Annotated in this window: 32 protein-coding genes; 7 read left to right on the top strand and 25 right to left on the bottom strand. The window is 68.4% G+C overall.

What is annotated here, in order from left to right:
• The first annotated feature begins 10 nt into the window (after positions 1–10).
• Entirely contained in the window at positions 11–880 is an 870-nt protein-coding gene (locus CLV63_RS26810; RefSeq protein WP_106586011.1) for a replication-relaxation family protein, read from the top strand.
• A complete protein-coding gene (locus CLV63_RS26805; RefSeq protein WP_245929077.1) occupies positions 873–1,934 on the top strand; it encodes a C40 family peptidase in 1,062 nt (353 codons plus the stop codon). The genes CLV63_RS26810 and CLV63_RS26805 overlap by 8 nt, the downstream gene beginning before the upstream one ends.
• Positions 1,935–2,770: 836 nt before the next feature.
• On the opposite strand, the gene CLV63_RS26800 is transcribed toward CLV63_RS26805, so the two are convergent.
• From CLV63_RS26800 to CLV63_RS26695, 23 genes are all read right to left on the bottom strand, one after another.
• Positions 2,771–2,977 (bottom strand): hypothetical protein, encoded by a 207-nt coding sequence (locus CLV63_RS26800; RefSeq protein WP_106586009.1) that lies wholly within the window; start codon positions 2,975–2,977, stop codon positions 2,771–2,773.
• Between the two features lie 85 nt (positions 2,978–3,062).
• Complete coding sequence (locus tag CLV63_RS26795; RefSeq protein WP_106586008.1) at positions 3,063–3,716, bottom strand: hypothetical protein; 654 nt, start codon at positions 3,714–3,716, stop codon at positions 3,063–3,065.
• Between the two features lie 31 nt (positions 3,717–3,747).
• Positions 3,748–4,095 (bottom strand): hypothetical protein, encoded by a 348-nt coding sequence (locus tag CLV63_RS26790; RefSeq protein ID WP_106586007.1) that lies wholly within the window; start codon positions 4,093–4,095, stop codon positions 3,748–3,750.
• A complete protein-coding gene (locus CLV63_RS26785) occupies positions 4,092–5,012 on the bottom strand; it encodes an N-6 DNA methylase (RefSeq protein ID WP_106586006.1) in 921 nt (306 codons plus the stop codon). Before CLV63_RS26785 ends, CLV63_RS26790 begins: the two co-directional genes overlap by 4 nt.
• 82 nt (positions 5,013–5,094) lie before the next feature.
• Complete coding sequence (locus CLV63_RS26780; RefSeq protein WP_106586005.1) at positions 5,095–6,297, bottom strand: DNA polymerase III subunit beta; 1,203 nt, start codon at positions 6,295–6,297, stop codon at positions 5,095–5,097.
• Complete coding sequence (locus CLV63_RS26775) at positions 6,224–6,829, bottom strand: hypothetical protein (protein ID WP_106586004.1); 606 nt, start codon at positions 6,827–6,829, stop codon at positions 6,224–6,226. The genes CLV63_RS26780 and CLV63_RS26775 overlap by 74 nt, the downstream gene beginning before the upstream one ends.
• A gap of 78 nt (positions 6,830–6,907) precedes the next feature.
• Positions 6,908–7,240: a hypothetical protein gene (locus CLV63_RS26770; protein ID WP_146165672.1), complete on the bottom strand. Its 333-nt coding sequence runs from the start codon at positions 7,238–7,240 to the stop codon at positions 6,908–6,910.
• Positions 7,241–7,354: 114 nt separating this feature from the next.
• Positions 7,355–7,876 (bottom strand): hypothetical protein, encoded by a 522-nt coding sequence (locus CLV63_RS26765; RefSeq protein ID WP_106586002.1) that lies wholly within the window; start codon positions 7,874–7,876, stop codon positions 7,355–7,357.
• 43 nt (positions 7,877–7,919) lie between these two features.
• Positions 7,920–8,813 (bottom strand): ArdC-like ssDNA-binding domain-containing protein, encoded by an 894-nt coding sequence (locus tag CLV63_RS26760; protein ID WP_245929076.1) that lies wholly within the window; start codon positions 8,811–8,813, stop codon positions 7,920–7,922.
• 285 nt (positions 8,814–9,098) lie between these two features.
• A complete protein-coding gene (locus CLV63_RS26755; RefSeq protein ID WP_106586000.1) occupies positions 9,099–9,458 on the bottom strand; it encodes a hypothetical protein in 360 nt (119 codons plus the stop codon).
• A 44-nt stretch (positions 9,459–9,502) separates the two neighbouring features.
• Entirely contained in the window at positions 9,503–9,793 is a 291-nt protein-coding gene (locus tag CLV63_RS26750) for a hypothetical protein (RefSeq protein WP_146165671.1), read from the bottom strand.
• A gap of 731 nt (positions 9,794–10,524) precedes the next feature.
• On the bottom strand, positions 10,525–13,023 hold the full coding sequence (locus CLV63_RS26745) for an OmpA family protein (protein WP_146165670.1): 2,499 nt from the start codon (positions 13,021–13,023) through the stop codon (positions 10,525–10,527).
• Between the two features lie 27 nt (positions 13,024–13,050).
• Complete coding sequence (locus CLV63_RS26740; RefSeq protein ID WP_106585997.1) at positions 13,051–13,443, bottom strand: pilus assembly protein TadG-related protein; 393 nt, start codon at positions 13,441–13,443, stop codon at positions 13,051–13,053.
• Positions 13,440–13,853 (bottom strand): TadE/TadG family type IV pilus assembly protein, encoded by a 414-nt coding sequence (locus CLV63_RS26735; protein WP_106585996.1) that lies wholly within the window; start codon positions 13,851–13,853, stop codon positions 13,440–13,442. The genes CLV63_RS26740 and CLV63_RS26735 overlap by 4 nt, the downstream gene beginning before the upstream one ends.
• Positions 13,850–14,239 carry a TadE/TadG family type IV pilus assembly protein gene (locus CLV63_RS26730; RefSeq protein ID WP_245929075.1) on the bottom strand — a complete coding sequence of 130 codons (390 nt, stop codon included), beginning with the start codon at positions 14,237–14,239 and terminating at the stop codon, positions 13,850–13,852. Before CLV63_RS26730 ends, CLV63_RS26735 begins: the two co-directional genes overlap by 4 nt.
• Before the next feature lie 4 nt (positions 14,240–14,243).
• Positions 14,244–14,384 (bottom strand): hypothetical protein, encoded by a 141-nt coding sequence (locus CLV63_RS33780; RefSeq protein ID WP_170134336.1) that lies wholly within the window; start codon positions 14,382–14,384, stop codon positions 14,244–14,246.
• A 59-nt stretch (positions 14,385–14,443) separates the two neighbouring features.
• Positions 14,444–15,340: a type II secretion system F family protein gene (locus CLV63_RS26725; RefSeq protein WP_106585995.1), complete on the bottom strand. Its 897-nt coding sequence runs from the start codon at positions 15,338–15,340 to the stop codon at positions 14,444–14,446.
• The gene (locus tag CLV63_RS26720) at positions 15,337–16,212 is read right to left on the bottom strand and encodes a type II secretion system F family protein (protein WP_106586045.1); all 876 of its coding nucleotides are present in this window, start codon (positions 16,210–16,212) and stop codon (positions 15,337–15,339) included. Before CLV63_RS26720 ends, CLV63_RS26725 begins: the two co-directional genes overlap by 4 nt.
• Positions 16,209–17,558, bottom strand: coding sequence for a CpaF family protein (locus tag CLV63_RS26715; RefSeq protein ID WP_106585994.1), 1,350 nt, complete (start codon positions 17,556–17,558; stop codon positions 16,209–16,211). Before CLV63_RS26715 ends, CLV63_RS26720 begins: the two co-directional genes overlap by 4 nt.
• On the bottom strand, positions 17,555–18,307 hold the full coding sequence (locus tag CLV63_RS26710; RefSeq protein ID WP_106585993.1) for a hypothetical protein: 753 nt from the start codon (positions 18,305–18,307) through the stop codon (positions 17,555–17,557). Before CLV63_RS26710 ends, CLV63_RS26715 begins: the two co-directional genes overlap by 4 nt.
• A complete protein-coding gene (locus CLV63_RS26705; RefSeq protein WP_106585992.1) occupies positions 18,307–19,002 on the bottom strand; it encodes an SAF domain-containing protein in 696 nt (231 codons plus the stop codon). Before CLV63_RS26705 ends, CLV63_RS26710 begins: the two co-directional genes overlap by 1 nt.
• 37 nt (positions 19,003–19,039) lie before the next feature.
• Positions 19,040–19,801 carry a hypothetical protein gene (locus CLV63_RS34740; protein WP_245929074.1) on the bottom strand — a complete coding sequence of 254 codons (762 nt, stop codon included), beginning with the start codon at positions 19,799–19,801 and terminating at the stop codon, positions 19,040–19,042.
• Between the two features lie 53 nt (positions 19,802–19,854).
• Positions 19,855–20,367, bottom strand: a complete 513-nt coding sequence (locus CLV63_RS26695; protein WP_146165669.1) for a hypothetical protein — start codon at positions 20,365–20,367, stop codon at positions 19,855–19,857.
• Positions 20,368–21,006: 639 nt separating this feature from the next.
• Between CLV63_RS26695 and CLV63_RS26690 the strand changes: the two genes are divergently transcribed.
• The 5 genes from CLV63_RS26690 to CLV63_RS26670 all read left to right on the top strand — a co-directional run bounded on the left by CLV63_RS26690 (position 21,007) and on the right by CLV63_RS26670 (position 23,684).
• Positions 21,007–21,192, top strand: coding sequence for a hypothetical protein (locus CLV63_RS26690; protein WP_106585990.1), 186 nt, complete (start codon positions 21,007–21,009; stop codon positions 21,190–21,192).
• Positions 21,193–21,243: 51 nt separating this feature from the next.
• Positions 21,244–21,525, top strand: coding sequence for a DUF6221 family protein (locus CLV63_RS26685; protein ID WP_106585989.1), 282 nt, complete (start codon positions 21,244–21,246; stop codon positions 21,523–21,525).
• A gap of 294 nt (positions 21,526–21,819) precedes the next feature.
• The gene (locus CLV63_RS26675; protein ID WP_106585987.1) at positions 21,820–22,005 is read left to right on the top strand and encodes a hypothetical protein; all 186 of its coding nucleotides are present in this window, start codon (positions 21,820–21,822) and stop codon (positions 22,003–22,005) included.
• A gap of 345 nt (positions 22,006–22,350) precedes the next feature.
• Positions 22,351–22,482, top strand: a complete 132-nt coding sequence (locus CLV63_RS35075; protein ID WP_281260766.1) for a hypothetical protein — start codon at positions 22,351–22,353, stop codon at positions 22,480–22,482.
• On the top strand, positions 22,479–23,684 hold the full coding sequence (locus CLV63_RS26670) for a methyltransferase domain-containing protein (RefSeq protein ID WP_106585986.1): 1,206 nt from the start codon (positions 22,479–22,481) through the stop codon (positions 23,682–23,684). Before CLV63_RS35075 ends, CLV63_RS26670 begins: the two co-directional genes overlap by 4 nt.
• A 59-nt stretch (positions 23,685–23,743) precedes the next feature.
• Here CLV63_RS26670 and CLV63_RS26665 read toward each other — a convergent pair whose 3' ends face one another.
• Together CLV63_RS26665 and CLV63_RS26660 are read right to left on the bottom strand one after the other, a co-directional pair.
• Complete coding sequence (locus CLV63_RS26665) at positions 23,744–23,938, bottom strand: DUF397 domain-containing protein (RefSeq protein ID WP_106585985.1); 195 nt, start codon at positions 23,936–23,938, stop codon at positions 23,744–23,746.
• A gap of 21 nt (positions 23,939–23,959) precedes the next feature.
• Entirely contained in the window at positions 23,960–24,775 is an 816-nt protein-coding gene (locus CLV63_RS26660) for a helix-turn-helix domain-containing protein (protein WP_106586043.1), read from the bottom strand.
• Positions 24,776–24,944: the final 169 nt, after the last annotated feature.

The following is a 24,944-nucleotide window of genomic DNA, read 5'->3' as shown; positions in this document are numbered from 1 at the left end:
GATCCCGTTCATGCGCACCACCCGGCCCGATCACCGCGCCCCCGTCCGCCCCCGCACCACCCCCGAGGCCATCCGCGCGCTCATCGCCCGCCTCACCCCCCGCGACCTGCGCATCATGCGCCTGGTGTGGCAGCACCGGGTGTTCACCACCGACCAGCTGGCGAAGCTGGAGTTCGGGTCCTACAACACCGCCAAGAAGCGCCTTCCCGTCCTGTACCGGCTGCGAGCCCTGGACCGGTTCCGGCCCTGGACCCCAGTAGGCACCGCCCCCTGGCACTACATCCTCGATTCCCCCGGCGCGGAAATCCTCGCCGCCGAACACGGCCAGACCGTCAAGCAGCTCGGCTACCAGCGCGACCGCGCCCTCACCATCGCCTACCGGACCTCCCTGACCCACACCCTCGGCCTCAACCAGTTCTTCGTCGACCTCACATCCCACACCCGCACCCACGACACCCACCTCGCCTGGCGCACCACCCGCGAATGCCAGCACCAGTTCGGCGACATCGTCCGACCCGACGCTGCCGGCCGATGGACCGACGCCAACAAGGCCATCGACTTCTTCCTGGAGTACGACACCGGCACCGAGCCCTTGCGCCGCCTGGCCGACAAGCTCGACGCCTACCACGAACTCGCCCGCATCACCGGCACCCGCGGCATCGTCCTGTTCTGGCTGCCCTCGGCCGCGCGTGAAAGCAACCTTCGCCACCGGGTCCCCAACCCGCCGGTGCCAACCGCGACCGCGGTGTATGGTGCCCACCCGGCCGACATGGTCTGGACCCGTCTGGACGGTTCCACGCAGCGCCGACTGGTCGACCTCGCCGATGTCGGGCCGCAACAGCCGTTCCTGCCCGGATGGGAGGAGGCCGGCAGTGGCTAGCCCCGGATGCCTGGCCGCCATCACTGCCATCCCCCTCGTGCTGGGCCTCGCAATCTCCGCATTCACCGCCGTGCTCGACGACGGCGACACCACCTCCGCACCCGCGCACGTCAAGGGCATCCCGGACACGCTGCTGGACGCCTACGTGCGCGCCGCACAAGCCTTGGAGAGCGCCGAACCCCAGTGCCCGGGGATGCGGTGGCAGATCCTCGCGGGCATCGGAAAGATCGAATCGAGCCTGCTTGCCGGCCACGACATCAGCCCCAGCGGCGACGTGTCCCCACCGATGATCGGCCCCCGCCTGGACGGCTCCGGCACCGGCGGCAACACCACACCGCACTACGACACCGACAGCGGCAAGTGGGACAGCGACACCGCCTACGACCGGGCGGTCGGCCCGAACCAACACCTCCCGTCCGGCTGGGACACCTTCGGGGCCGACGGCAACGGCGACGGCACCAAGGACCCGCACAACGCCTACGACTCCGCCGCCGCATCAGCCCGGGAGCTGTGCCTCAGCGCCGGGGAGGGTGGTGTCGACTTCACCGACCGCGACCAACTCGACACCGCCCTGTTCCGCTACAACCGCAGCCGCGACTACGTCTCCGACGTCCTCGCCGAGATCGACACCTTCGATGTCCAGCCACCCATCGCCGACGGCGGACCGGGCAGCGCACAAGGCCGCAAGGCCGTCGAATGGGCACTCCAACACCTCGGCAAGCCCTACGTGTGGGGCGGGGTCGGACCTGACGGGTTCGACTGCTCCGGACTCACCATGAAGGCCTGGGCCGCAGCCGGAGTCGACATCCCCCGCGTCACCACCGACCAGTACCAGGCAGGACAACGCGTCGACAAGGATGCCCTGCAACCCGGTGACCTGCTGTTCTACGACACCGGCGGCCCCGGACCTCCCCCGGCCCATATGACCATGTACGTCGGCGATGGCGAGATGATCAACGCCCCCTCCACTGGAAAGAACATCCGAATCGACCCTGTTGACTCCAGCTACTACTCGCCGAAGTTCATGGGAGCAGTCCGCCCCGGAGAGTTGTAGGTTCCGATTAGAGATGTCATTTTCCGCCTCATTGCGCGACTGCGCCAGTTCGACCAAGTCGGATGAGTCACGAGCTCGGTCGAAGATGACGGATCCTGGCAGAGTCGAACAGCGCCGGGGCGCGGTCTCCGGACGCCACCGCACCATCTACACCCTCACTCTGCAAGGCATGCAGTACAACTCAGCACCGAACGAGCGGCCCAAGACCACGCCGCCAATGCTGCGATGAATCGCTCATCGGCGTCGCATGCCGTTCCGCTATTCGGAAACTTTTCCAAAATGACAACGCTGACGATTTTTTTGAGAGGACGCCGCGCGGGTCCTCAACGAACACCGTTGCCGCAGATAGGCAACCGGCGAGGACTACCATCCCCACCTGAAAGAAAGTCGGCCGGTCAGCGAAACCTGCGAGCACGGAGGTTACCGCCACGGCACTCGCAAGTCCCGACCGCCAAAGAGGATTCCGCCGCTGTCGCTGGGACGGACGGGAGGGAGGAGTGACACGGCTCACGCTAGGGAGGCTAACAGGGGATGCAGCACCTCCGAACCGGGGCGGCAACATCGACCAGAATCCGCACGGCTATAACCAAGCATCAGGCGCTCTGCGAGGAAGCAGCCGAGGCACGTGAAGACCACTGCAACGAGAACGTCCTTCAGCAGTACCGAGTAAACCAATGGGCCTCCTAAGCCCGCGACGGGGGCGATAGCGCACGGTAAACTGATCGCTGGCCGCCTCGAAGTTCCTTGCTTGGTCGCTAGGGATGTGAACGGCCCGAGGGTCGGCCGGGCTTAGCCCGGCCGACCCTCGCTGTGTGCGTTGTCCGACCGCAGGACCCTTACTTGCCCTGGTCGTCTTCGGGAGGGGTGTCGGCCGCGTCAGCGGCCTGACGCAACTGCGCCGCCCACTGCCGGGCGGTGGCCGGTGCCAGGGGGATGAGGTGGGCGAGGTGGCCGGGCGCGCTCACCCACGCCATCACCCGGTCAGCACCCGGGTCGACCGCCGCCCCTACCATCGGCGCGGCATCTGAGGTTAGCCTGGACATCGCCTTTCCTTGCGGTTCTTTGTGAGGGACTGGGGATCAGGTGGTACGCGGGGCCGGTCCTGTCCGACCGGTCCCGCTCTGCTGCTCAGCGCGGCAGCGCCCGATCCGCGGGCAGACTCAGGGCGTGTACCGCGTCGGGATCCGCGCCCACAGCGCTTTCGACGTGGGCGAGCACGGTCATGTCGCCGATGCGCCGCCCCCCGTCTACGGGCGGGAACGCGACGATCCAGCGGCGCCCGTGCTCGGCGAAGGAATCGCCGACGCACAGTTCATCCACATAAACCTCGGTGATCTCGCGTTCGGCGAACGCCGGGCGTTCGCCGCGGATACGCAGAACCGCGTCGAGGCCCTTGCCGGTGAGCCGGGCGTGCGCGGCGTCGTTGTGTCCGCCGTTGTCGATGTAGTCCGCGGCGGCGAGTCGTTTGAACGTCGCGGGGTTGACCCCGCGCGCGTCGCCGACGCTCTCGGGCTCGCGCTCGTCGGCCAGTGCGCACAGCACGGCGCGCATGGTCGGGGTGAGCCGCTGCCAGGTGAGCGCGCCGACTTCGTCGCCGGCCAGGGCGGCGCGTCCGGCGCGAGTGATGCGGTGCGGCTGGCCGTATTCCTTGGGCATGGTGTAGCCGAGGTCGATCAGCGCGGCGATCGTGATGGTGGGGGCTTCTGGTCGGAACAGTCCGCCGGGGGTGGTGTCGGCATGGGTTAGTTCGGTGTGCTGGCGTTCACTGAGGCGTATTCGCACGTGTCGTCCTTCCCGATCGGGTCGGGGCTTGTCAGGTGTTGGCGGGGTGGTCCCGGAGTTCGATCAGCGTGAAGCTCCAGGCTGCGAACGGTTCCCAGAGCGCTTCGTGGGTGTGTTGGGCGGGGTCGAGCAGGTCGCGCACCGCGTGTCCGGCCGCGGTGTGGTCACGGTCGCCGCAGTCGATGGTGAGCACTGCGCCGCGCGCGTGCGGGGCCACGTACCAGCCGGTGATGCGAAAGGCCCGGGTCGCCGGGATCGCCACGGCGGTGGAGGCGATTAGCCGGTCCAGCAGGTGAGCCGCATACGGGCTGGTGGTATCGGTGAAGCGGTCGTGACCGGCCGGGATGCGCGCGTCGATGGTTGCGCTGTAGCGCCTCACGCCACCTCACCGCCCTCGTCGGGCTGCTGATGGGCGGTGCTGTCGGTGCGGCGCTGCAAGAGACCGAAGGCGTGGCGCATCTGTTGGAGGCGGCGCATGTCGGATGCGATCTGGATGGTTTCCGCGCGCTCGGCGAGCGCGCGGGTGATCCACTCATCAGACAGGGTGTCGCCCACGCCGATGACCACGCGTGGGCCCAACTCCCACAACACGGCGTTGACGGCCAGGCACGCGACCGCCAAGGGGTCGATGTCGTTGGCGACCCACGTTGCCGTGGCGGGGTCGCGGTCGGCCTCGCGCATGACCTGGGCGGCGGCGCGCAGCATCCCGCCGGTGCCCGCGGCCGGCTCATGAATGGTCTCGCCGGCAGCGATGCCGAGCATCGCGGCCATGAGGTGGGCGAGCGGGCTGGGCGTGTAGAACTGGCCGTGCGCGCCCTTGGCGTTGCGGCCCTTCATCAGGGTGAGCAGCACCCCGAACAGGTCGACCTGCCAGCGCGTTTCGCGATCCCCGGTCAGGTGGAGCTGTCCCGCCTGCAACGCCGCGCGCGCCGCACCGCGTGCGGCGTCCAGGGTGGTGCCGGTGATGGGGTGTTCTCCGTGCCACACCAGCAGCAGCGGGGCGGCGGGGTTGAGCAGGTCGGGGCGCAGGGTGACGAAGCCGCGCCACTGGCGGCGCATGAACGCCGCGAACGCCGCGCTCTCCATGCCGCTGATCTCGACTGCGACGGCGCCGCGCTGGTTGAACGGCGGCGCGAGGAACGCCAACGCGGCGATGACGGACAACGGGACTTCGAGGTGTCCATACCCGTGGGCGCGATGCCACGCAGTGTCGACGGCATCGGCGATGGCATGGGCGTGCTCGTCCACGGTGCGCCCACGTTGGGACTGACGATTCGTCTTCCTGGAGTCGGGCATGACGGGCCTCCGTCCGTGGCGGTGAGGGACTGGGAAGGAGGTGGGGGCCGGTCCCTGTCCGGACCGGCCCCCACCGGGCGGGTTAGGACAGGCGGACGGGCATCAGCACGTGCCGGTAGGCGGTGCCGTCGCCGGGGCGCGCCCCGGTCTCGGTGATCACGACCGGCTTGGTCGGGATGGTCTGGGTGTGCACGGTGGCGGTGTCACCGGTGATCGCGGCAAGCGCATCGGTCAGGTATGCCGGGTTGAACGCGAACCGGATTGCGTTCGGGTAGCCGTCGGTCTTCGCCGTCAACTCGGGGGGTGCGACGTCGGTGGAGCGCTCCGAGAGCAACGGCGCGACCACCAGGGCGCCCGCGTCCACGGTTATGGTGACCAGCGGATTGGCCTCCCGTTTGGCCTTCGAGATCGCCTGCGCCTGCTCGACCAGCGCCAGCAGGGCGGCACGGTCGGCGGTGAACGAGGCGGGCGGACTGGGGATACGCGCGCGGTACTTGACGAACGCGCTGCCGATCGGGCGGGTCACCGCCGTGACGGCGCCGCTGGACAGCGACACCAGGCCGCGGTCATGGCCCAGGGTGAGATGTTCGCCCGTGAGCTTCTTGGCGACCTTGTCGAGCAGCGACCCCAGCACCAGCATCGTGCTGGGCGCCGCGGCCGAACCGGGCACGGTGGGCACATGGGCCACGGCCAACCGATGCTGGTCGGTCGCGGCCAGCGTGAGCCCCTGGTCGCTGAGTTCCATGTTCACGCCGGTCAAGGTGGGAAGCGTGACGTCGTCGCCGACTGCGCACAGCACCCGCCCCAGCTCCGCGGTGAAGGCGCCCCGGTTGAACTGTGCGACCGGCGGCGGCGCGTCGGGCAGGGTCGGGTAGTCGCCGAGCGGATAGGCCGTCACGGGGACGGTGTAGCCGTTGACGCTCATACGCGGGGCGTCGGGGGCCGGTGCCGTGATGGTCACCGGGGTCGCGTCCGCCTGGCGCTTGCTCTTGCCCTTGACCAGCGCGGAAAGCACCCGGACGGTTTCAGAGTGGTCGATGAGCACGCGCCCGGCAACGGTTGCGGCATCGGGGATCGTGACCGTGATCACGGTCTCGTAATCGAAGCCGGAGAGGGTGAGCCGCCCGTCGTCGCGCCCTTCCAGCAGGACGGCGCCCAGGAGCGGGACGGCGGGGCGCGTGCTGATCGCGAGTCCGACCGTGGCCAGTGCGTCAGCGAGTACGGCGCGGCTGGTGGTGAAGGTTGGCGCGGACGCCGGGGCGGTGGGGTCGTTGGTAGTGGTCATGGTGGTGTTCCTCCGATCCAGTGCGGGTGATTCGGGGGGCGAGCGCGGCGGGCACGGTCCCGACGACGTAGGTTCCGGGGTGCAGTTCGGTCAGGGCCGCGTGCGGGGCGGGCTCGCCGGGGTGCGGGGTGTGCAGGAGCAGGCAGCCGGCCAAGTCGGATTCGGCGTCGTCGGGGATGCGCGTCACGGTGAAGCAGAACGCGCCTCGCGGGTCGCCGACGGACAACGCGACGGTGACCGCGTCGTCGGACTCCTCCGTGGTGATCGCGGCGGAGTTGCACCAGGCGAACGGGATCGGCGCCGGGTCGTGGGGGCCGGTCTGCTCATGGCCGGTGTCGTCGTCGGGCTCGAACAGGAGGCACGCGCCGTCGCCGTCGTCGGTTACCCAGCCCGTCATGGTGCGGGTCAACTCGTCGCCGCAGGCACGGCACCGGTGGGTGGGGCCGCTGTCGGGGTTGAAGTCCAGTGCGGCCGATTCGGTCTCGTCGTCGCAGGGGGCGGGGGTGCCGTTGATGCTGAGTACAGGAAACACGGGGGGGTTCTCCCATCGGGTGTGAGGGACTGGGTTCCTCGTGTGGGGGCGGGCCCTGTCCGACCCGCCCCGGCAGGACTAGTTGTCGCTCATGTGCACGTGGGTGCATCCGGCGTGCAGGTGCCAGCCCTCGAAGGCGTCGGGGGTGTCCTGCATGGCCGCTTCCAGGCGTGCGGCGATGACGTCGGTCGCCTCCTCCCCGGAGGGGCCCACGCACAGCGCTTCGACCATCGCGGCACCCCCGTAAGGGGTGATCGCGCAGGTGAGTACGGGAAGCGCGCTCTCGGGGGTCCCGGTCAGCGGCGCGATCGCGTCGCGCAACGTCGTCTCGATGAAGGCATCGGGCGGGAACGTGTCGGGGTCGGTGTCCTCGGGGGCGTGGGCGAAGATCTCGACCGTGAGCACAGCCACGGGGGTTCCTTTCGCGGTGTGTGAGGAACTGGGGTCCGGGGTGGGCCGGCCGCTGTCCCGGCCGCCCCACCCCGTGCGCGCCTGACGTGCCGCGCGGTCTCAGCGCGGCTCGGGTTAGGTGTCGTGGCGCTGGTAGAACTCGACCCAGCCCCGGGGACCCATCCACAGCTCGGCGCGCACCGTGCGCGCGTTCAGGTCGAGATTGGGGGCTGCGGCCAGCGCCGCCGCGTAATCAAGCGGGCCGTCGCCGGTGAGGGCGAACGTCTGGAGTTCCGGGATGCCGTGCTGGTCGAACCCGCGCGCGACGTACTTCTTCTTGCGCTCTGTTTGGGTGACGATCGCGGCGATCTCGTACTCATTGGCAAGCTCGTCTATGACGAACTCCTCGTTGAGTGGTTCCCCGGCGCGGTCGCGGCATTGGGCAACGAAGTCGCGCATCACCTGCTGAGCCGTGAGGTCGACGGGGTGGAACTGTGAGCCCATGCGCCCGTCATTGGCGATGACGCCGAGCTTGGTACGCCCGTTGCGCACCACGGCCGACCAGGCGACGCCAACGCCGATGTCGACCTGGTCCAGGCGGGTGACCCGGATCCGGTCCGTGGGGACCTGCATGCCGGTATGAATCAGCGTGGTCATCGGTTCTTCCCTTCTGCTCGATTGATGTGAGGGGCTGGGGTTCTTACGCCGCGTTCGCGGCGCGGGGGGTCTGCGTGGCTGCGGAGGACTCCAACGCGCTCACGACCTCATCGGCGACTCTCAGGACGCGTTCAGCGCTGGCACGGGCGGTCTCGGCAGTCCCGGCCCAATGGGCGACGTAGGGCACCGAGTAGGCCAAGGAGTCCAGTCCGGCCACCGCTGCCACCACGCACGCCACCGATTCGGCTTCGACCTCGCACAGCGCGCGGGGCGTGGTGGCGCTGCGCTGTTCGTGTTCGCACGCGATGTGCGCCAACTCGTGAACCAGCGTCTTGACGGCTTGGGCATCATCGACGGTGGCGCGCACGCGCACAGTGCGGGTATCCCACCGGACCCAGCCGTAGGCGTCTCCGCAGTCCCCGCGCTCCACGGTGAAGCCGCGTGCCCGAATCTGGGCGGCAATGCCGTCCCGCAACTGTTCGGGGGCGGCGCCGTGCAGTTCCTGGGGTACGGCTCCGTTGTCGGCGGGAAGGGGGTCGCCGTCGGTCTGGGAGACGTCGAAGACGCTGACCAACGTGAATCCGCGCACCTGGTATCGCGGCTGGCCGGTGTCGTCGGTTTCGGTGTTGCCGTCGTCGTCGCGCGCCTTGTAGCGGCACGGCGCGAAGATCCGGATGCCCGTTTCGCCTCTGCGGACGTGGCGCCCGGTGTCCTTCCACTGCGAGAACGATCGAACGTCGCTCGCGTTGGGGCGTTGGGAGATGATCATCATGACGTTGTTGAGCGAGTAGCGGCGCAGCCACGAGCGGGCCGTGATCATTGCGCGCCAGCCGTCGGAGGTGAGCAGTCCGTCTACGGCGTCCGATAGGCGGTCGTGCGCGGCTTTGAGGCGTTCTTGTCGCTGTTCCGGTGTCAGCGCGTGTTTCCGTGAACCCATGTGATCATTCCTCCTCATCTTCTGGGCCGCAGTGGATGCACGTGAACCCGTCGTCGCAATGGCATTGCGACTCGCACGCCCAGCAGCCGTAGAGCATCCCGGGGGCATGCGGATAGTCCACATGGAAAACGGTCGCGTCGCTCATCTCGCATCACCGAATTTCGGGTCGCGTCCCATTCGGGATCCGATCGGGGTTCACATCGCGTGTGGTGCGAATCCGGAACGGATCCCGGACCGGGGAGGCGGGGCGCGCCGACTATTTCCAGGCGGCGCGCCCCTGGGTTCCTAGTCCTCGACCCGGTACGGGGACAGGTCCATTACGTCGGACCCGTTTTCGTCATACAGGCACATCGACAGAGTTTCTGCGTTCTCTGCGCACCATGCGCGCTGGTCGGGCGTGTAGTCGGCGAAGTATTCTTCGTCGGTGTCCCCGGGTTGCAGCGTGAGCCACAGCAGCGCGTGGGCGGCAACTTCGTCTTCGGTGACCCCGGAAGGGCTACCGAGATCGGACCCGGCAAAGATCAGGCGGTCATCGCAGAACAGCTCATAGGACCAGCGTTCCCGCATGTCCGGGCAGACGCCGGCGGGGGCGATGATCAGCGTGTGGATTTCGGGCGTGAATTTCTCAATAACGAACGTCGACATGGCACACCTCAGGCATGAACGGCATTTCGAAGAACAGGGTGGGGTTACTCGAATCGAACGCCGCCGCGCGGGCCGAAGTAGGCGCGACGCTCGATGCACGACAGGTCAGCGTCGGCGGAGCGGTACAGGTCGATGTAGCTCGTTTCGTCGACACCGGGCGTGAAGACGCGTTCGGGGTCGCGTGCTACGTAGTCGAATTCCTGCCGCCAGTTCGCGCCGTGGAAACGCGACTTCAGTGCGTCGGCGACGTCTGCGAGCGAGCGGAAGCGCTCCATGTGGCTCGCGTCAGAGTACGAATACCCGGACCCGCCATGCCAAAGGCCAAACCAGGACATGAGTGCCCTCCTCGAACAGTTCCGTTTGCTTGGTCATTGGCATTCATACCCGCACTGAAAGATCAATTAACGCCGCACACTGGAATTGGTCCACCCTTTTTGCAGCCATAGAATCAGCGCCGAGTCAGAACACTCGCACTCCCACGGCCGAGTGAACACCCAACCAATCCGCAGTCATTAAGGAAGAGGAGAACAAGGGGAGAGCGTCGACAACAAAAGACAAAGGAAGGAACGAGAGTAGAATACGGGGACAGGAAGACTTCCAGGGGCAACCGACAAAAATGGAAATTTCGCAACCAGAGAAATGCAAACGAAGCTCTAAACGACCCGTCAGCATCCACCACCAGGAGAGTTTTCTTGAAGCTTCGCACCTGTCGGGCAGCGCACCGACCAAGCCAACGAAGCCCTGACCAGGTCTGTTCTGGAATCAGGGGTGGTCGGTCATACGGGCCGAGGGAACGGCCAGCGAATCGAGTGCCCATCAGAGGGGGACACGGACACCATTAGCACGACGAACAAGAACAGTATCGTTCCCCGATAGTCAGCACATTCCTAATAACCGAAAGAATCAAAAACAAAGACGCAAACTTGGGCCCATCGCTCTACAGCCAGGAAATACTTGTGGAACTGGAGTACCGATATGTTGGCTTCGTTCTTCGGCGAACACGACCAGACGGATATTGCTCAGTCTCGAATCTCAGAATAATGGCTGTACACACATCGGTGGGGTTCTATCGGAGAGAATTATCCGATGAGGTGCTGACCAGGTCGCGAATTCGCCTTCCCGGTTCGACACCGATCTCGTGCAGCGCGTCTTTGTGGGCCTGGTAGACCTCTGCGGCGGCGCGGGTGTCGCCGGTGTCGAGGTGGAGCCGGATGAGTTCTAGGTGAACCGGTTCGTGATGGGGGTCGATGACGGCGGCCCTGGCCAGGAGCGCGCGGGCCGCGTCGTGGCCGCATTGGTCGGCGCAGCGCACCGCGGCGTCGATGAGGCGGCGGCGCAAACGCGACCGGGGTTCTTCGGCCCAGGCGTAGCCGGCCTCCTCGGCGAAGTCCCCGTAGTGCTCCAGGATGGGCGCCAGTGCCTTGGCCGCCTCTTCACGCGTGTCGCCTTCGGCTGTGCTCAGTGCCGCTTCCATGTGTCGCAAGTCGACGTCGACGCTCTCGGGATTGAGCCGGTAGAGGTCGTTCTCGTGCAGAACAGCCGGGCTCTGCTCTCCGAGGAACGGGCGCAGGGCGGTGCGCAGGGCGCTGGTGGCGTCGTGGAAGCGGCGGGTGGCGCGGGCCGCGTTCTCTCCCGGCCACATGTCCTCGATGGCGCGCTCCATCCGGACGCCGTCAGGGCGGGTGGCGAGATAAGCGGCCACCTCGAAGGCGGAGCGGCGGCGCAGAGTGAGGGCTTGCCCGTCGGCGGTGAGGGTGATGCGGCCGAGCACGCGCAGGGTGGTCGGCGCTGGAGTTTCTTGGGCCGGCTGGCCGCTGGAGGGTTGCGCGGGGGCGGGGGTGGGACTTGGCGGATTGGAGGCGGTGCTCTGGCCGCTGGGGGTGCGGGGTGGCAGGTCGGAGATGAGCGTGCGGAAGTGGTCGCGGCCGGTAGCGGGCCAGTGGGCGCTGAGGAGATGTGCCAGGGGTGGGCTGGCTTCGGTGATGGTGTGCGTGCTGTCGATGGTGCAGGTGCCGCCGGGCCAGTCACCGAGCAGCACGGCGCTGATGGCGCTGGCGTCGGCCTGGCCGAGCAAGGTGGTGATCTCGGGTGTGTGCTCCGGGGTGGGGGTGGCCAGGAGGAGGAATGGCGCCGTCTCCTCTTCTGCGGTCTCCGATTCGGGCTGGGTCTCGTCGTCGGCATCGCCGTCGACGCGGGACAGGAGTTCGGTGTGCAGCACGGTAATGGCCGCGTCAAGTGAGGCGGTTGATGTGACTGCGGGGGTGGCGTGCTCGGCGAGGTAGGCGGCTCCCTCGTCTCCCAGCAGCAGGCCCAGGTCGCCGGACGGGATGATCACGTGCAGTGGCGTCTCGTCGGGGTGCAGTGCGGTGGCCAGCAGGCTGCGGGCGGCGGCGTGAGCGCCGGGGCCGGTGATCCCGACCCCGTTGCGCAGGTCGACGATGGCCCGGGGATCGATTGTGGAGTCCGGGATCACGGCATCCGGGGGCGGCGTTTCGGCGTCCGTGACCTCGGTGTGCGCGCCGGGGTTCGCGCCCGATACTTCATCCTTTTCCTCAGGGTGCGCTGAAGTGCGGTTGCGGCGGCGTCCGAGTGCGAAGCCGCCCAGGACGCCGGCGGCGGCCGTGGCAGTGAGCAGCAGCCCGCCGGGCAACTCCAGCACGAGGACGGCCCGCCGCTCGTCGCTTCCGGCTCCGTTCTGCTCCTGCTGCGCTGGTGCGGAGTCGGGCTTCGGGGTTTCCCGGGGCGGTGTGGGCTCGGGGGAAGGGTAGGCAGTGAGGGCGTAGGAGATGTCCACACGGCGCTGGACGGTATCCGGGGCGCCGTCGAGGAGGTGGTCGGCGCCGAGTCCGCGGGTCTGCACGACGGGTGCGGTGTCCCCGAGTTGGCTTCGTAGGTGCTGGGCTACTGCGTCGGCGCGGCGCTGGGAGAGGTCGCGGTTGTAGTCGGAGGCGCCGGCGGCATCGGTGTGTCCGGTGACGACGACGGGCGCGCGGGTGCTGCCGTGGGTGCGGATCATGTCGATCGTCGGCTTCAGGTCCTCTTCCATGTCCGGGGTGAGGGCGGCGGAGTCGTAGACGAACCCGTCGATGACGCGTTCGCGTTCGACGAGGCGGCCTGAGGAGTGCGGGACGTCCTGCTCGGCGGCGCCGGGGTTCGCGTGCTGTGCGGCAGGGGCGGCGTTCGCGGTGTCTGGTTCGGCTTCTGCGGGCCCGGGTGGGGTGGCGGCGTGGGCGGGCGGAGCGGTCAGGGCGGCGCCGATCGCTGTGGCGGTTAGGAGTTGCAGCGGGCCGAACATGCGCGTACGAACTGGGTGACCGCGCAGCCGTGCCGTGAGTTCGGTGAGCAGGGCGAGGAGGTGGAGGCCCCACACCGCCCAGAGCCCGGTGATGAGAGCCGCGGTAGCGACGCCCGGGGGCAGCGAACCCCCACGTAGGTAGGCCAGCACGCTCACCCAGCTCAGCTCCGGGGTGGGCCAGGCCAGCGGGACAGTGGCCGCATACGGCAGCCCGGCCAGCAGGGCGATGGTCACCAGCAGGGCGCCGGCTTGGCGGAGTCCACGTCTCACGGCTGCCTCACCTCATGGTTTGGGGGTTCATGGGTCGGTGTGCGGGCTGGCGCTGGCGGTCCCGCTCAGGGTGCGGGTGCCCAGCGGGAGTAGGGAGAAGGTGTAATTCAGGTGTGCGGTGGCGGTGACGGTGTCGCCCTCGACGTAGGCGGTGCCCTCGGCCCCCGAGCGGTGGAGGAAGTCCTTCGCTGCCTGCGCGGCGGCGTCGGTGTCGAGGGTGATGTCGTCTCCGGCCCGGTAGGCGTCCAGATCGATCTGCTGGGCGCCGGCGCGCGCCGCTTCCTGGGCCAGAGACAGGGCGCGGCTACGTGCACCGAGCGCGGCGCCGCCCTCCAGGACCAAGGCGAGCAGCAGCACCAGGGCGAGGGCGATGATGACGACGAAGGCGGTGACCTGACCGCGGTCGTCGCGCCGGGTCATGGCCGCCCCCGGTACACGTCGACGACCGCGCTCGCGCGGCCGTGGGCGTCGTAGGTGCCGGGCACGTCCATCCCGGAGAGGTCGGCCAGGTCAGCGTGGCAGGTCAGAGTCGCGGTGACGGTCGATCCGGGGACGAGGTCGGCGGTGTCCAGGTCGAGTGTGTAGGTCGCGCAGCTCAGATCATGCGTGCGCAGTGCGTTCGCCACCGCCTGCTGCGCGGCACTGTTCGCCTGTTCCGGGCTGCGTTGCAGGGTGGCGGCGCGGGCGGCGGTATGGGCAACGGCATCGGCGGTCATGTCGGCGGAGACGACCCGGTAGGCCACAACGACCAGGAGCGCGAGCAGCACCAGCAGCGGGGTGAGCAGCGCGAGTTCGACCGAAGCCCCGCCCTCGTCCCGGCGCGGCCTCACGGGACACCCGCAATGCGTTCCACAGGGGCGCTCTTGTCATGGGCGACCGGCCAGGACATCCCCGGGATCACCGACGGCACCCGCGCGGTGACGGTGATGCGGGCGGTGGTGGCGCTGCGTTCCACTGTGATGTCGAGATCGGTGACCAGGTCGCCGGCGAGCTGGTCGGCGACCTGCTCGGCCGTGGTGTTCCCCTCGGTCTCGGTCGTGTCAACGGCGCGGGCTGCGGCGAGGCCGTGATGGGCGATGGTCTCGGCCACGTGTCCGGCGTGAGCCCATAGCGCGGTCTGCACGACCAGCATCACCAGTAGGAGGAGCAACGGGGTGGCGATGGCCAGCTCGGTGCTGCCCCGGTCGTCGCGGCGGCGCGAGCGACAGGAGGCCACGGCTTCACTCCAGGGTGATGGACTCGGCCTTGTCCATCACCGCGTCGCTGATCAGGGCGAGTGCGCCGAGCGCGAGGACGGCGAGAAGCGCGATGACCACGACCGCCTCGGTGGAATAGCCCGCATCCGCGCGGCGCGTGCTCATGCGTTGCACCAATGGAGCGGTGAGTCGGTTCAGCATTCTGGTCATTCCTCCATGGGGGTCTAGAGGCTGGTCAGGATGAGGCTGAGGGCCGGGAAGCCGATCAGGAGCAGGAACCCGGCGAACAGCAGGACGACCGGCAGGCTCATGCGTTCGGTGGCGGACTGGGCGTCGGCGTCGAGCGCGGCCAGGTGCTGGGCGCGCAAGGACTTGGATTTGGCGGCCAGCGAGGCGCGTACCCGGGCGCCATCGGCCCCGGCGAGTTGCAGGCTCGCGGCCAGCTCGGCGAACTCGGCGACGTCGTAGCGCTCCCCGAGCGCCCGCAGTGCCTGCCACGGGGGTTCGCGACGCACGGCCGCAGCCCGCAACGCGGTGCGGATCCGGGTCATGGCCGGGCTCGTACTGGACTGCGCGGCATCATGCAGTGCGCCGGTGACACCGGCGCCGCCGGCCAAGGCGATGACGACCAGGTCGGCGAAGACCGCCACGGTGTGGCGCATCGCGGTCCGGCGCTTGGCCGCCGCATCGCGCAGCGACAGGTCCGGGGCGAACCAGGCGACCGCGGCAAAGAGTGCCCACACCGTGAGGCCGTACAACGAGGCGGTGTTGATCCCGCCGAGCAGGAGCACCGCGCCCAGCAGCGGCGGGACAACGACGCCGAGGAGCCCGGTGGTGGTCTTCTCTGCCAGGTATCCGGCGACGTCACGCTCGCAGACGGCGAGCCGGGTACCGGTCCGGGCGGTGGGCAGGCCCAGCGCCGAAAGTGCCGGGGCGCCGGCGGCACCGAGCCGGGCCGTCCACCCGTCCGACCCTGATGTGCTGGTCCGCGGCGGTGGCGATGGGGGCGGATCGGTGAGGAGTTCGGCCAACCGCGGCCGGGCGAAGCGCAGAGCGAGCAGAACCCAGACACCGGCGGCGAACACGGCGCCACCGGCCGCGGCAAGCAGGAGCGGGCTCATGCCCCCACCCCCGCTTGCGCCGAGGGCCGAGGGTCCAGGATGCGGGGGCCCAGGTCGGTGCGTGAAAGGCGGGCCAGCCACGTCAGCGCGATCGCCCAGAGGACCCCGATCATCGCAAGCACCACTTGGCCGAGGACCCTGTCGTAGGGCGCCAGGTAGGCGGGGTTGAACACCAGCAGCCCGGCGGCCAGGCCGACGGTGACGGCAACGATGATGCGCATCGCGGTGCGCACCCGCGCCCGGCTCGCGGCGATGCGCACCAGCATGGACGCCTGCTCCCGGGTCGCCTCGGCCAGGCTGGAGAGCAGCGATCCCAAGTCGGCGGCATGGCGGCTGGCCGCGCTGGACAGGGCTGCGGCCACCAGATCGGCCGTGGGGGTCGCGACCGCCTTGGCGAACTCCGCGAGCGCCGTCTCCGGCGATCGGCCGGCGCGAAGCTGGTCGGAGAGCCGGGCGACCTCGGATCGGATCGGGGCCGGGGCAATCGGGGCGGTGGCGGTGATGGCGTGCTGTAGCCCGGAGGCGCCGGCCATCAGGTCGCGGATCTGCTCGGTCCAGGAGGCCACCGCCTCCACCCGGGCAAGGCGCTGAGCGTGGCCTCGGTCGGGGCCGAGCAGCACGGGCAGCCACCACGCCCCGGCGGCGGCGAGAAGCGCGGCGACCGGCCAGCCGGTGAGGACCCACCCCACGAGGCCGGCGCCGAGTGCACCGGCCAGGCGCGCCACGCGGCGGCGCCGATCCTCCGTAGCGAAGTGCGCCCGTTCACGCGCTCGGCGCAGCGGCACCGCGGCGCACAGCAGGCACAGCCAGACACCGAGCCCGAACGCGGCACCGCCGAGCACGGCGGTCAGGACCACCACCGGGGGGCTCATGCCGACCACCCCTCAACGCCGCCCACCAGGCGGGCGATCTCGAAGCCGTGCTCGGCCAGCACCTCGATGGTCTCGGGGCTGGGCGGGGCGGCGGGCACCACCTCGCCCGCGCGGCTGCGACGATAGATCTCGTTGGAGACCACCCGCTGGCCTTCGGCGCCGACGACTTCGCGCACGCTGGTCACGACCCGATCGCCTGCCGGGGCGGCCGACAGATGCACGATGAGGTGGACCGCCGAGGCGATCAGCAGCGCGGTGGCTTCCAACGGCAACCGCTCGTCCGACTGGGCGGCATAAGCCCCCAGTTTCGATGCCGCGCCCTCGGATGAGGCGGCGTGCAGGGTGGTGAGTGAGCCGTCGTTGCCCTGCGACATGGCGGTGAGCAGCGGAACGGTCTCGCTTCCGCGGGTCTCCCCGACGATCACCCGGTCCGGCGACATGCGCAGCGCGGCCCGCACCAGCTCAGCCACCGTCACCTCCCCGGCGCCCTCCACATTGGGCGGGCGAGCGTGCAACGCCACCGCATCCGGATGCGCGGCGCGGTCGCGCTCCAGGCCAAGCTCGGCGACATCCTCGATGGTGACCAGACGTTCCGATGATGGGACCTCGGCGGCCAACGCGCGCAACAGAGTCGTTTTCCCGGCGCCGGTGCCGCCGGTGATCACGATGTTGCGCCGGGCCCGCACCGCGGCCCGTAGTAGTGCCACCAGTGTCGCGTCCACCGTGCCCAGGCCCCGCAGTTCGCCCAGAGTGGTGGTGCGGTAGCGGTGGCGACGGATGGAGACCGCCGGGGCGCTGGACACCTCCATGACCGCGTTCAACCGGGACCCGTCGGAGAGTGGCATGTCGAGGATGGGCGCGGCCGGGTCGAAGCGCCGCTCCCCCGCCGGCGACTGCGCGGCGATACGGCGCACCAGCGCCACCAGTTCCTCACCACTGCCCACCACCGCCGGACGCTGCTCGCGCCGACCGTCGGCGTACCGCACCCACACGGCCGTGCCGGTGAGGTTGATGTTCTCGATGTCACGATCGTCCAGCAGCTCTTGGAGCGGCCCAAGTCCGCACACCTGGGCCAGGGCCCGGCGCGTCACCTCTTGCTCCGTGACCGCATCCATCACCGGCCGGCCCTGGGACAGCGCCCGTTGGGCACTCTCATCCAGCACGTGGCGGATCGTGCGCTCGGCGCGGCGCCGGTACTCCTCGCCCTCCAGCACATGGCCATCGGCGACATCAGAACTGAGCCAGCGCACCACTTCGGCGCTGACGTAACGGCTCCAGTCGCGCACCGTCTTCTCGTGCGCGGGGTCGACCAGGCGCGCCGGGCCGATCCTCATCGGTTCGGTCATGGTGTGCTCACCGCCACCGGCTCCGGCGCGACACCCTCAGCGATCGTGTGGCCAAGGCGGCGGGCCGCGGCCATCAACGGACGACGGCGCAGCTGGGAGGCGGCGCCACTGCCACTAAGAAATGCCGCAGCCCGTACGTCCTGGGGCAGCCGTGCCCACACCGGGGCGGCGATCGCCTCCGCGATCTGCCAGTCCCCGTTTCCGTTACCTGCGACCACAACACCGAACCGGCGCAAACCGGCGCGCAGCGCGGGAGCAACCTCCTTGGCGCGTTTGAGCTGGGCGAGATCGTCACCGACCACGAGCACCGCCACATCCGCAGCGGCGGCCAGATGCGCCGCGGCCGAGCGCGGCGTCATCCGTCCCACGTCCACCACGACCACCGGCCCCGAGGCTGAAGCGAGGACGGCCGGGTGCTGGGCGATCAGGGTGACCGCCCCGCCGGCGCGATCCGCTGTGGCCGGCGCCACGCACACCCGCTGCCCACCGGGCAGCGTCTGCGTGCATCGCAGCAGTGTCTCGTCCTGCTCCGGTGCGAACGCGGAACCGGTGCGCGCGGCAGCGGCCAGGTCCACCAATCCGGGGGAGGTCGGCATCCTGCGCCAGGCCGCGATCGCGCCCCCGGACGAATCGGCCTCCACCAGCACGGTCGAGCCCTGCGCGGGCCAAGTCGCGGCCAAAGCCAACGAAAGCGTGGTCACGCCCGGGGCGCCCCCGAGGGAGAACACAGCGATTGTTGTGGCGGCCATCAGCGCCCACCCCCCGAGACCTCGACGACAGTGAGGGATCCGCCCGATGCGGCACGGGCTGCCTCGGCCGCATCTACGGAATCCACCACCAGCTCGACCCGGGTCACCTCGCCTCCGTTCCCCGGCGGGGCGATCGATTGCACGCGTCCATCAATGGCCTCAGCGCTCGGGGACGGCGGCGAGTTCTCCGTTGATGCGTCGCCGCCACTACCGCGCTCACCCTGGTCGGCGATGACCAGGGAGACCTGGGCGCCGCTGCGCAGCGACGCGGGAAACTGGTTCGCCGCGAGGCTCGCGCCGACGACCGCCTCACCCGCCCCGGGATGCTTGGCACCCTCCCCCACCGCCGATTCCGCAATGAGGGACCGTTCACCGACCGGGGTCAGTACCGTTTGCCCGACCAGAGCGCCGAGCCGACCCGCCGGGATCACCGCCAGGTCGTCTGCGCCCGCGACCTGGGCCACCATCAGATCTCTCTCGCCCACGACGTGGCCGGGTTCAAGGTCGCGGGCCGCAACCACTACGCCGCTGCGCTGGTCCATCTGACCCAGCGCCATCACGGTGGCCAGCGCACCCAGCACCATCAGTCCGGCGCCGGCTGCGAGCCACCGCCAGCGGCGCGGTCCTGCTCCCACTAGCCGCACTGGCGCATCCTGATCGCGCGTTGTCTTGGTCTTCTCTGCTGCTCCTGCCATCGACCTGAACTCCTCCCTAAGTTCAGGGCACCCCCACCTACCCCGCGTCCTCCACTAATCCGTGCGATTCGACAACATCCAGGTCCTCAGACGCCGAGGTGACCAGCGGTTCGAGTTCACCGCCGTCGCCTTCCGAGGACTCCCAGGTCACCTCCCATGTGACCTCCACCCCCACCCGATAGGCGCCCTGCGGCTCCCCTGCCGAGGCGCGCGTGTAGGTGTGGCCGCATTCCGGTGATTCCGCCGCCGGGTCGTCGCGTCCCGCGGTGAACGGCACCCCAGGGCCCTCACACGAGACTGTTGACCCATCACCCATCGACCAGTCCGCCACCGTCGGCGTTGCGGTCACCGACACCGACCCGCCCGGGACCTCCGCCTCAGCCGACTCCGAACGCCAGGACTCGTCATCCACCCACAGCCACACCGGAACCCGGACCAGCACCGGCGCATCCGCACCCGGCGACGTGGCCATCCCCGGTCCAGGCAGCACGAGAGAGTCGCGGGCGTTGTTGGCCACCTCGACCGGATCAACGGCAGGTTCATCACCGCTCAGCCCCGCCTGATCGAACCCGGCCTCGCACTCCTGCGCGCCAGCGCCGACCTCCTCACAGGCCGGCTCGGCTTCCGCAGCCGCTTCACCGCCGCCCGGGTTCCCGCCCGCGCTTGGATCACCGCCGGAGCGCCCAGCATCGCCTGGATTGCGCTCCCCCGACTCCGCACCGACCTGGCATCCGGGACCCGAGCCGTCCGATCCGCATTCGGTCTGGCCTGAAAAGTAGTCGGGGTCAGCCCACGCCACAGCGGGAATCAACGCCGCTCCGACTGCAACCACGCATACCCGTTTCGCGCCTCTCAGCATGAGCCCTGCTCAAAGATGCGCAGTTGGGAGATCCGCCAAGTGAGCCCGTCGTAGTCGGCCGTCGCTTCTACCGTGCGGCGAATCGGGCTAGTGGGTTCCTCTTCGATCAACTCGCCAGTATCGGCGTCTTCGCGCAACCAGTTGGTCGAATCCAAGCAGTCCTTGATCTCAGCGGAGTCGTTCTTCTCATCAACTGAGGTGACCTCAGGCGAGAACTCCGGCTCGCCACGTGCAATCACATTTTCACCGGACTCGGCTCCCAAACCGTGCTTGGCAAGCTCCAGCGCCTCACCTTTAGCGAACCGATCGAGATCGGTGACATCCGGCTCCGTGGTGTGCGAATTCTCCACCACGATGCTCCACATGCCCTCATACGCTTCCAGGGCGGCGTCCTCAGTGCTCAACGTCGACTTCGACGGAGACGGGTTTCCGGAAGGTGCAGGTGAGGCCGACGGTTCGTTCTCACTCATCAGCGCACAGCCGCCCAGCGTGATCATCATCAGCACGCCCGCGCCCAGTGTGACGAAAGAACGCCCCAAAACCATCGGCTACCTCACTACACGACTTCAACCTCACCCATCCGGAGTGCCGACGCTAATACGGAGAGCAACAAGGATCCAATAGTAACCGATTACTGGATGCACCCATAAGGAAGATATAACCATAAGGTAAGTGCTACTTGCGAATACTGCCGGGAGAATTTCGCGTTCGTCGGAACTTCTCTAGCGAGCACAGAATTCACCATGACAGGCGCCCCGCACCGCTCCATGGTTCCCAACGATTAGCGATAGCGCGACGAAAGTGCTTTTCGCGGTTGCGGGCTGACTGCTGCGGCGGGACACGCGGTCCTGTGGCTGTCGGGGGTCTGGCGAGACGGGGACCTCGAACGCCCCAAGACGCACGTCGACTACCCGGGGACAATCCGGGTTCGGTTGCCTGTGAGATATTCGGAGTCGTCCCGGGATGGCGCGCGCCGTCCAGTGCCGGGCCCGATACCGCTGGCAAGATAACCGATCTCGATTGTGTCGAACGGGCCGAACATGTCCGGTGCCGTCATGATCTGCCTGCCTCTGTTGACTCCGCTCCGCTCGTCCCCTCCTGCTGAGAGAATGGGGCTCTTCCGATGACGTCCGAAAGGCAGCTGCATGTCGATCCCGCCCGAGCTCGTGCTCGCGTTGCTGTACGCCGGGTCCGACGCGGTAATCCTCCGCGGCTCAGACGGCGCCTTGGAGGTCGTTCCCGCGACCCGCGCTGAAAGCGACGGGCAGATCCTCTACAGCCAAGAGCAGCTGCTCTCCGAAGGCATTGCTGGCCTTGGCCTCGTCGCTTAACCGACGTTTGCACCTGGCGGCCAGACTCGTCGTGAAGTTGGGGAGGTACCCGTGGACGACCTGATTAAGTTCCTGCGCACCGTGCTGGACGAAGACGCGAGAACCTACGCGACGCTTCTTCACAGGGCTGCCGACCTTCCGCCCGGTGTACATCCCGCACAGCTCTCCGCTGATGTTGAGGCCAAGCGCACGATCGTGACTGCGGCCGAGGACGCGTTTGACGACAGCGCGACTACCCAGGGCGGCGTACTGGCGTGTCATGAGGCGACGCTTCGCCGACTCGCTGCCGCCTACGACTCTGACGAGAGGTATCGGCAGGAATGGCGGCCGTAATCGCCCAGAAGTGGTGCGGCCCGCGGGAACTGTGGGCGGAGATCGGCGCCGCGCGTGCCGCGTGGGTGACGGCGGGCAGACCGGGGAGGAACCGGCTCGGGGTGACCGTGGCCCTTGGCGGGAAACACTGGTTGTGGGTGGATCGGCTTGAGAACCGCGTCATCGAACACTGATCCACCTCTGCGACGGCCCGCTCCCGCCACCACCGGTCTCTAGTACTCCGAGGCGTTCAGTCTGGACCCGACCTCGATCCAGCAGAGAAGAGTGCGCCCTACAGAACCCAAGGAGCCTGCCATGCTCACCGTGACCTGCCCGTACTGCACTTGGACCAACCCCGAGGACAACGCACTCGGCGGGTTTCTTCGTGAAACGCATCTCATGCTCAAGCACACCGAGAAGTATCTCGAAGACCATCCCGGCACCGCCGACGAGATCGCGACAGTGCGAGCCATCATCGAGCAGGACAAGGAAGGTCCGTGACCGAAGCGGCCGCCGACGTCAGAGTCACGCGGGCGATCATCGGCGATGGGAGGCCCGCATGGTCGAAGCGGAGGGATTCTCGATCGGGTCGTCCTCACCCAGTGGGACGTGACGCCGACCACCGGCTCCGGCGGTGTGCCCGCCTTCAGCTTCGCTAAGCCGGAGGCTGATGATGGCCAACTCCGACGAGAGCCCACGAACGGTGAGCTTCGCGCCTTTGGTTAGCTGGGGCACGTCGGCGAACCGCCGCGTAACCCCGCCTGGCCGGGACCGGCCGGTCCCGCTGACATCGCGCCACCGACCGGTTACCGTCGTGCCAGGACCGCCCCATCTCAGGAGGCCACTATGGGCAGTCACGGCAACCCTGACCAGCCGACCGACTCCGGGCAGGGCGGCAGCGGGGATGGCCAGGAGGGCACCAAGCACGGCTCCGAGGGGGTCCCGCCGCAATCCGGCGACGGGCAGAAGCCCAAGTGACGCCCGCTGCACCCGGGTCGCGCATCGCTCGCGTCCTGTCCGCCAAGGGCGCCATCCAAGACCCGGCCTGGCACCGCGTCGTCCTCTCCGTTTCGCGGGACGCGTTCGTGCCGGCGACCGTGTGGGCCGACACCGGCGGCGACAACGAGTACCGCCCCTACCCTCGCACCGATTCCGACGTGCAGCGCTGGCTGGGTGAAGACGTCAGCCTCATCACCCAGGTGGACAACGGCCGCCCGTCCGACAGCCTCGGCCGCACCCCCACCAGTTCCATCAGCCAGCCGTCGCTCGTCGTCGCCATGCTTCACGCGCTCGACATCGAGGACGGGCACAAAGTGTTGGAGATCGGCACCGGTAGCGGATACAACACCGCGCTGCTGTGCGAACGCGTGGGATCCGACAGCATCGTCTCCGTGGAGGTCGATGAGGAGGTCGCCGCGGCGGCGCGGGAGAACCTGCACTCGCTGGGGTACAAGCCCACGCTGATCGTCGGCGACGGCGAGGCCGAGACCGGCCGCGGACCCTTCGACCGGTTGATATCGACCGTCGCCGTACGCGATATCCCTACGACGTGGCTGGATCAGGTCCGCCCCGGCGGGGTGATCGTCACCCCGTGGGCGCCCGGCCCGGGTTTCGCCGAGTCGGCGCTGCTGCGGCTGGAGGTGGTGCCCGGCGCCGGTGTGCACGGTCGCCTGGTCGGAGACGCCGCGTTCATGATGCTCCGGGCGCACCGTCCGGAGTACCTGGGGCCGTCGGCGTTCGTCGACGAGTCCGACCCGGCCACCGTGAACGGGACGACCACCACGTCTCCCCGGTGGGTGACGGACCGCAGCCCGGGGTGGGCGATCGTGCTCGGGCACCTAGTGCCAGGGCTGGGATACGCCTCCTACGAGGCGGCTGAGGACAACACGGCGGCCGCCGGAGAAGCCACGGTGTACGTGTTCGACCGTGCGGGCGGTGGGTCGTGGGCGCTCGGTGAGTACACCCCGGCCAGCGGGCCGTATGAGGCGAAGCGGTGCGGCCCGCGGGACCTGTGGGCGGAGATCGGCGCCGCACGTGCCGCGTGGGTGGCAGCGGGCCGACCAGGGCGGGACCGCCTCGGGGTGACCGTGGCTCCCAGCGGGAACTGGTTGTGGGTGGATCGACCGGAGAACCGCATCAGCCCATCCGAGAGCCCTCATCGGGCCGACCCGACAGCGTAGGCTCACCTATAGCAGAAGGGGTTCCCCGCCAACAGGCATGGCGGGGAACCCCTTCGTCGCTACAATGCGCTGACCTTCACCGCAGCAACCAGCGCCGCCCACTGGGCAGACGGCGCAACTATGTGACCGGCCTGCCGGTTCTGCGTGTCACGCACCGCAGAGAACCCGGGGGTATCGGCCACCTCGACACAGTTACCGCCCTGGCTACCGCTGTAACTGGACTTGCGCCAGATACCGGGCGGGATCTCGTTCACTTGCTACTCCTATCGGGGGTCCTATGCATAGCGCTCGTCCATGATCCTCTGAATGAGCTTCACGGACTGCTCCGGATCCAACGCGACTTCCTGGAGCCGCTCGAAGACGCGACTGAACCCGGAGGTTTCGGCTTCGTCTTCGAGGTACAGAGAGCCCAGCTTGTACTCCACGTACACCACGTCGACGAAGTCCACACCAGCAATAACATTCGGAAACTTCATAATCATGAAGCTGTTCTCACTCGCGGTGTGGACTCCAGCATCAAATGGGAGGACTCGTAGGTCGACGTTCGACAGCTGCGACTGTTCAAGGAGCGACTCCAACTGGTGCCGCATGACGTCAGGTTCGCCCGCCTGACGATGCAGCGCCACCTCATCAAACACCGCAGAGAGGTGCACGGGGTTCTCTCCGACCAAGCGCTCTTGTCGCTGTATCCGAACCTCGACTTGGTTCTCGATCTGCTCTGGGGTACCAGCGTCTACATCGGCGGAGAGTAGAGCCCTCGCGTAATCCGCTGTCTGGAGCAGTCCAGGGATGGTCGTGTTCTCACAACTTTGAAGCTGCTCAGCTTCGGCCTCGAACGCAACGTAGCTTGCGAACCAATCCGGAATCTCCCGGTAGACGTGCCACCATCCCAGGGCCTTCTGCCCAGCAAGATCACACAGCTTGTCTCGGTCCTCAGGGGTCAACCCGTAGTAGTCAGCCAGACGGTAGACCACTGAGACCGGGAAAGGGTTCTCAGAACGCTCGTACTTGGACAGCGTCCCCTGCGCGAACCCGGCCCTGGCGGACGCGTCGGCGGCAGTCTTGCCGGCCCTTGTTCGTGCATCGCGCATCACTCGGGCGACGATCCGCTGCGACACCGATGCCGCACGAGACACAGGGAACCTCCAGGAGAGTTGAGTACGTCCCAGTCTCCCCCATCCAACCCCGTGGAACCAACTCCCGCATATAGTCCTGAGGAATAATTCCCTCGTACTACTTGCGACTAGCGACTACGCGTGT

Origin of the sequence: Murinocardiopsis flavida (genome assembly GCF_003014485.1) — a bacterium.
GTDB lineage: Bacteria > Actinomycetota > Actinomycetes > Streptosporangiales > Streptosporangiaceae > Murinocardiopsis > Murinocardiopsis flavida.
The sequence above is the reverse complement of the archived record's forward strand: the minus strand, read 5'-3'. Positions and strand labels throughout refer to the sequence as shown.

Excerpts from the sequence above, each read along its gene's own strand:
- CLV63_RS26800 (WP_106586009.1), bottom strand. The coding sequence starts at position 2,977 with ATGTCCAGGCTAACCTCAGATGCCGCGCCGATGGTAGGGGCGGCGGTC.
- CLV63_RS26765 (WP_106586002.1), bottom strand. The coding sequence starts at position 7,876 with ATGACCACGCTGATTCATACCGGCATGCAGGTCCCCACGGACCGGATC.
- CLV63_RS26810 (WP_106586011.1), top strand. The coding sequence starts at position 11 with ATGCGCACCACCCGGCCCGATCACCGCGCCCCCGTCCGCCCCCGCACC.
- CLV63_RS26705 (WP_106585992.1), bottom strand. The coding sequence starts at position 19,002 with ATGGCAGGAGCAGCAGAGAAGACCAAGACAACGCGCGATCAGGATGCG.
- CLV63_RS26675 (WP_106585987.1), top strand. The coding sequence starts at position 21,820 with ATGCTCACCGTGACCTGCCCGTACTGCACTTGGACCAACCCCGAGGAC.
- CLV63_RS26660 (WP_106586043.1), bottom strand. The coding sequence starts at position 24,775 with ATGCGCGATGCACGAACAAGGGCCGGCAAGACTGCCGCCGACGCGTCC.
- CLV63_RS35075 (WP_281260766.1), top strand. The coding sequence starts at position 22,351 with ATGGGCAGTCACGGCAACCCTGACCAGCCGACCGACTCCGGGCAGGGC.
- CLV63_RS26785 (WP_106586006.1), bottom strand. The coding sequence starts at position 5,012 with ATGCCCGACTCCAGGAAGACGAATCGTCAGTCCCAACGTGGGCGCACC.
- CLV63_RS33780 (WP_170134336.1), bottom strand. The coding sequence starts at position 14,384 with ATGAGCACGCGCCGCGCGGATGCGGGCTATTCCACCGAGGCGGTCGTG.
- CLV63_RS26780 (WP_106586005.1), bottom strand. The coding sequence starts at position 6,297 with ATGACCACTACCAACGACCCCACCGCCCCGGCGTCCGCGCCAACCTTC.
- CLV63_RS26720 (WP_106586045.1), bottom strand. The coding sequence starts at position 16,212 with ATGAGCCCCCCGGTGGTGGTCCTGACCGCCGTGCTCGGCGGTGCCGCG.
- CLV63_RS26725 (WP_106585995.1), bottom strand. The coding sequence starts at position 15,340 with ATGAGCCCGCTCCTGCTTGCCGCGGCCGGTGGCGCCGTGTTCGCCGCC.
- CLV63_RS26715 (WP_106585994.1), bottom strand. The coding sequence starts at position 17,558 with ATGACCGAACCGATGAGGATCGGCCCGGCGCGCCTGGTCGACCCCGCG.
- CLV63_RS26740 (WP_106585997.1), bottom strand. The coding sequence starts at position 13,443 with ATGACCCGGCGCGACGACCGCGGTCAGGTCACCGCCTTCGTCGTCATC.
- CLV63_RS26750 (WP_146165671.1), bottom strand. The coding sequence starts at position 9,793 with ATGTCCTGGTTTGGCCTTTGGCATGGCGGGTCCGGGTATTCGTACTCT.
- CLV63_RS26710 (WP_106585993.1), bottom strand. The coding sequence starts at position 18,307 with ATGGCCGCCACAACAATCGCTGTGTTCTCCCTCGGGGGCGCCCCGGGC.
- CLV63_RS26690 (WP_106585990.1), top strand. The coding sequence starts at position 21,007 with ATGTCGATCCCGCCCGAGCTCGTGCTCGCGTTGCTGTACGCCGGGTCC.
- CLV63_RS26755 (WP_106586000.1), bottom strand. The coding sequence starts at position 9,458 with ATGTCGACGTTCGTTATTGAGAAATTCACGCCCGAAATCCACACGCTG.
- CLV63_RS26760 (WP_245929076.1), bottom strand. The coding sequence starts at position 8,813 with ATGGGTTCACGGAAACACGCGCTGACACCGGAACAGCGACAAGAACGC.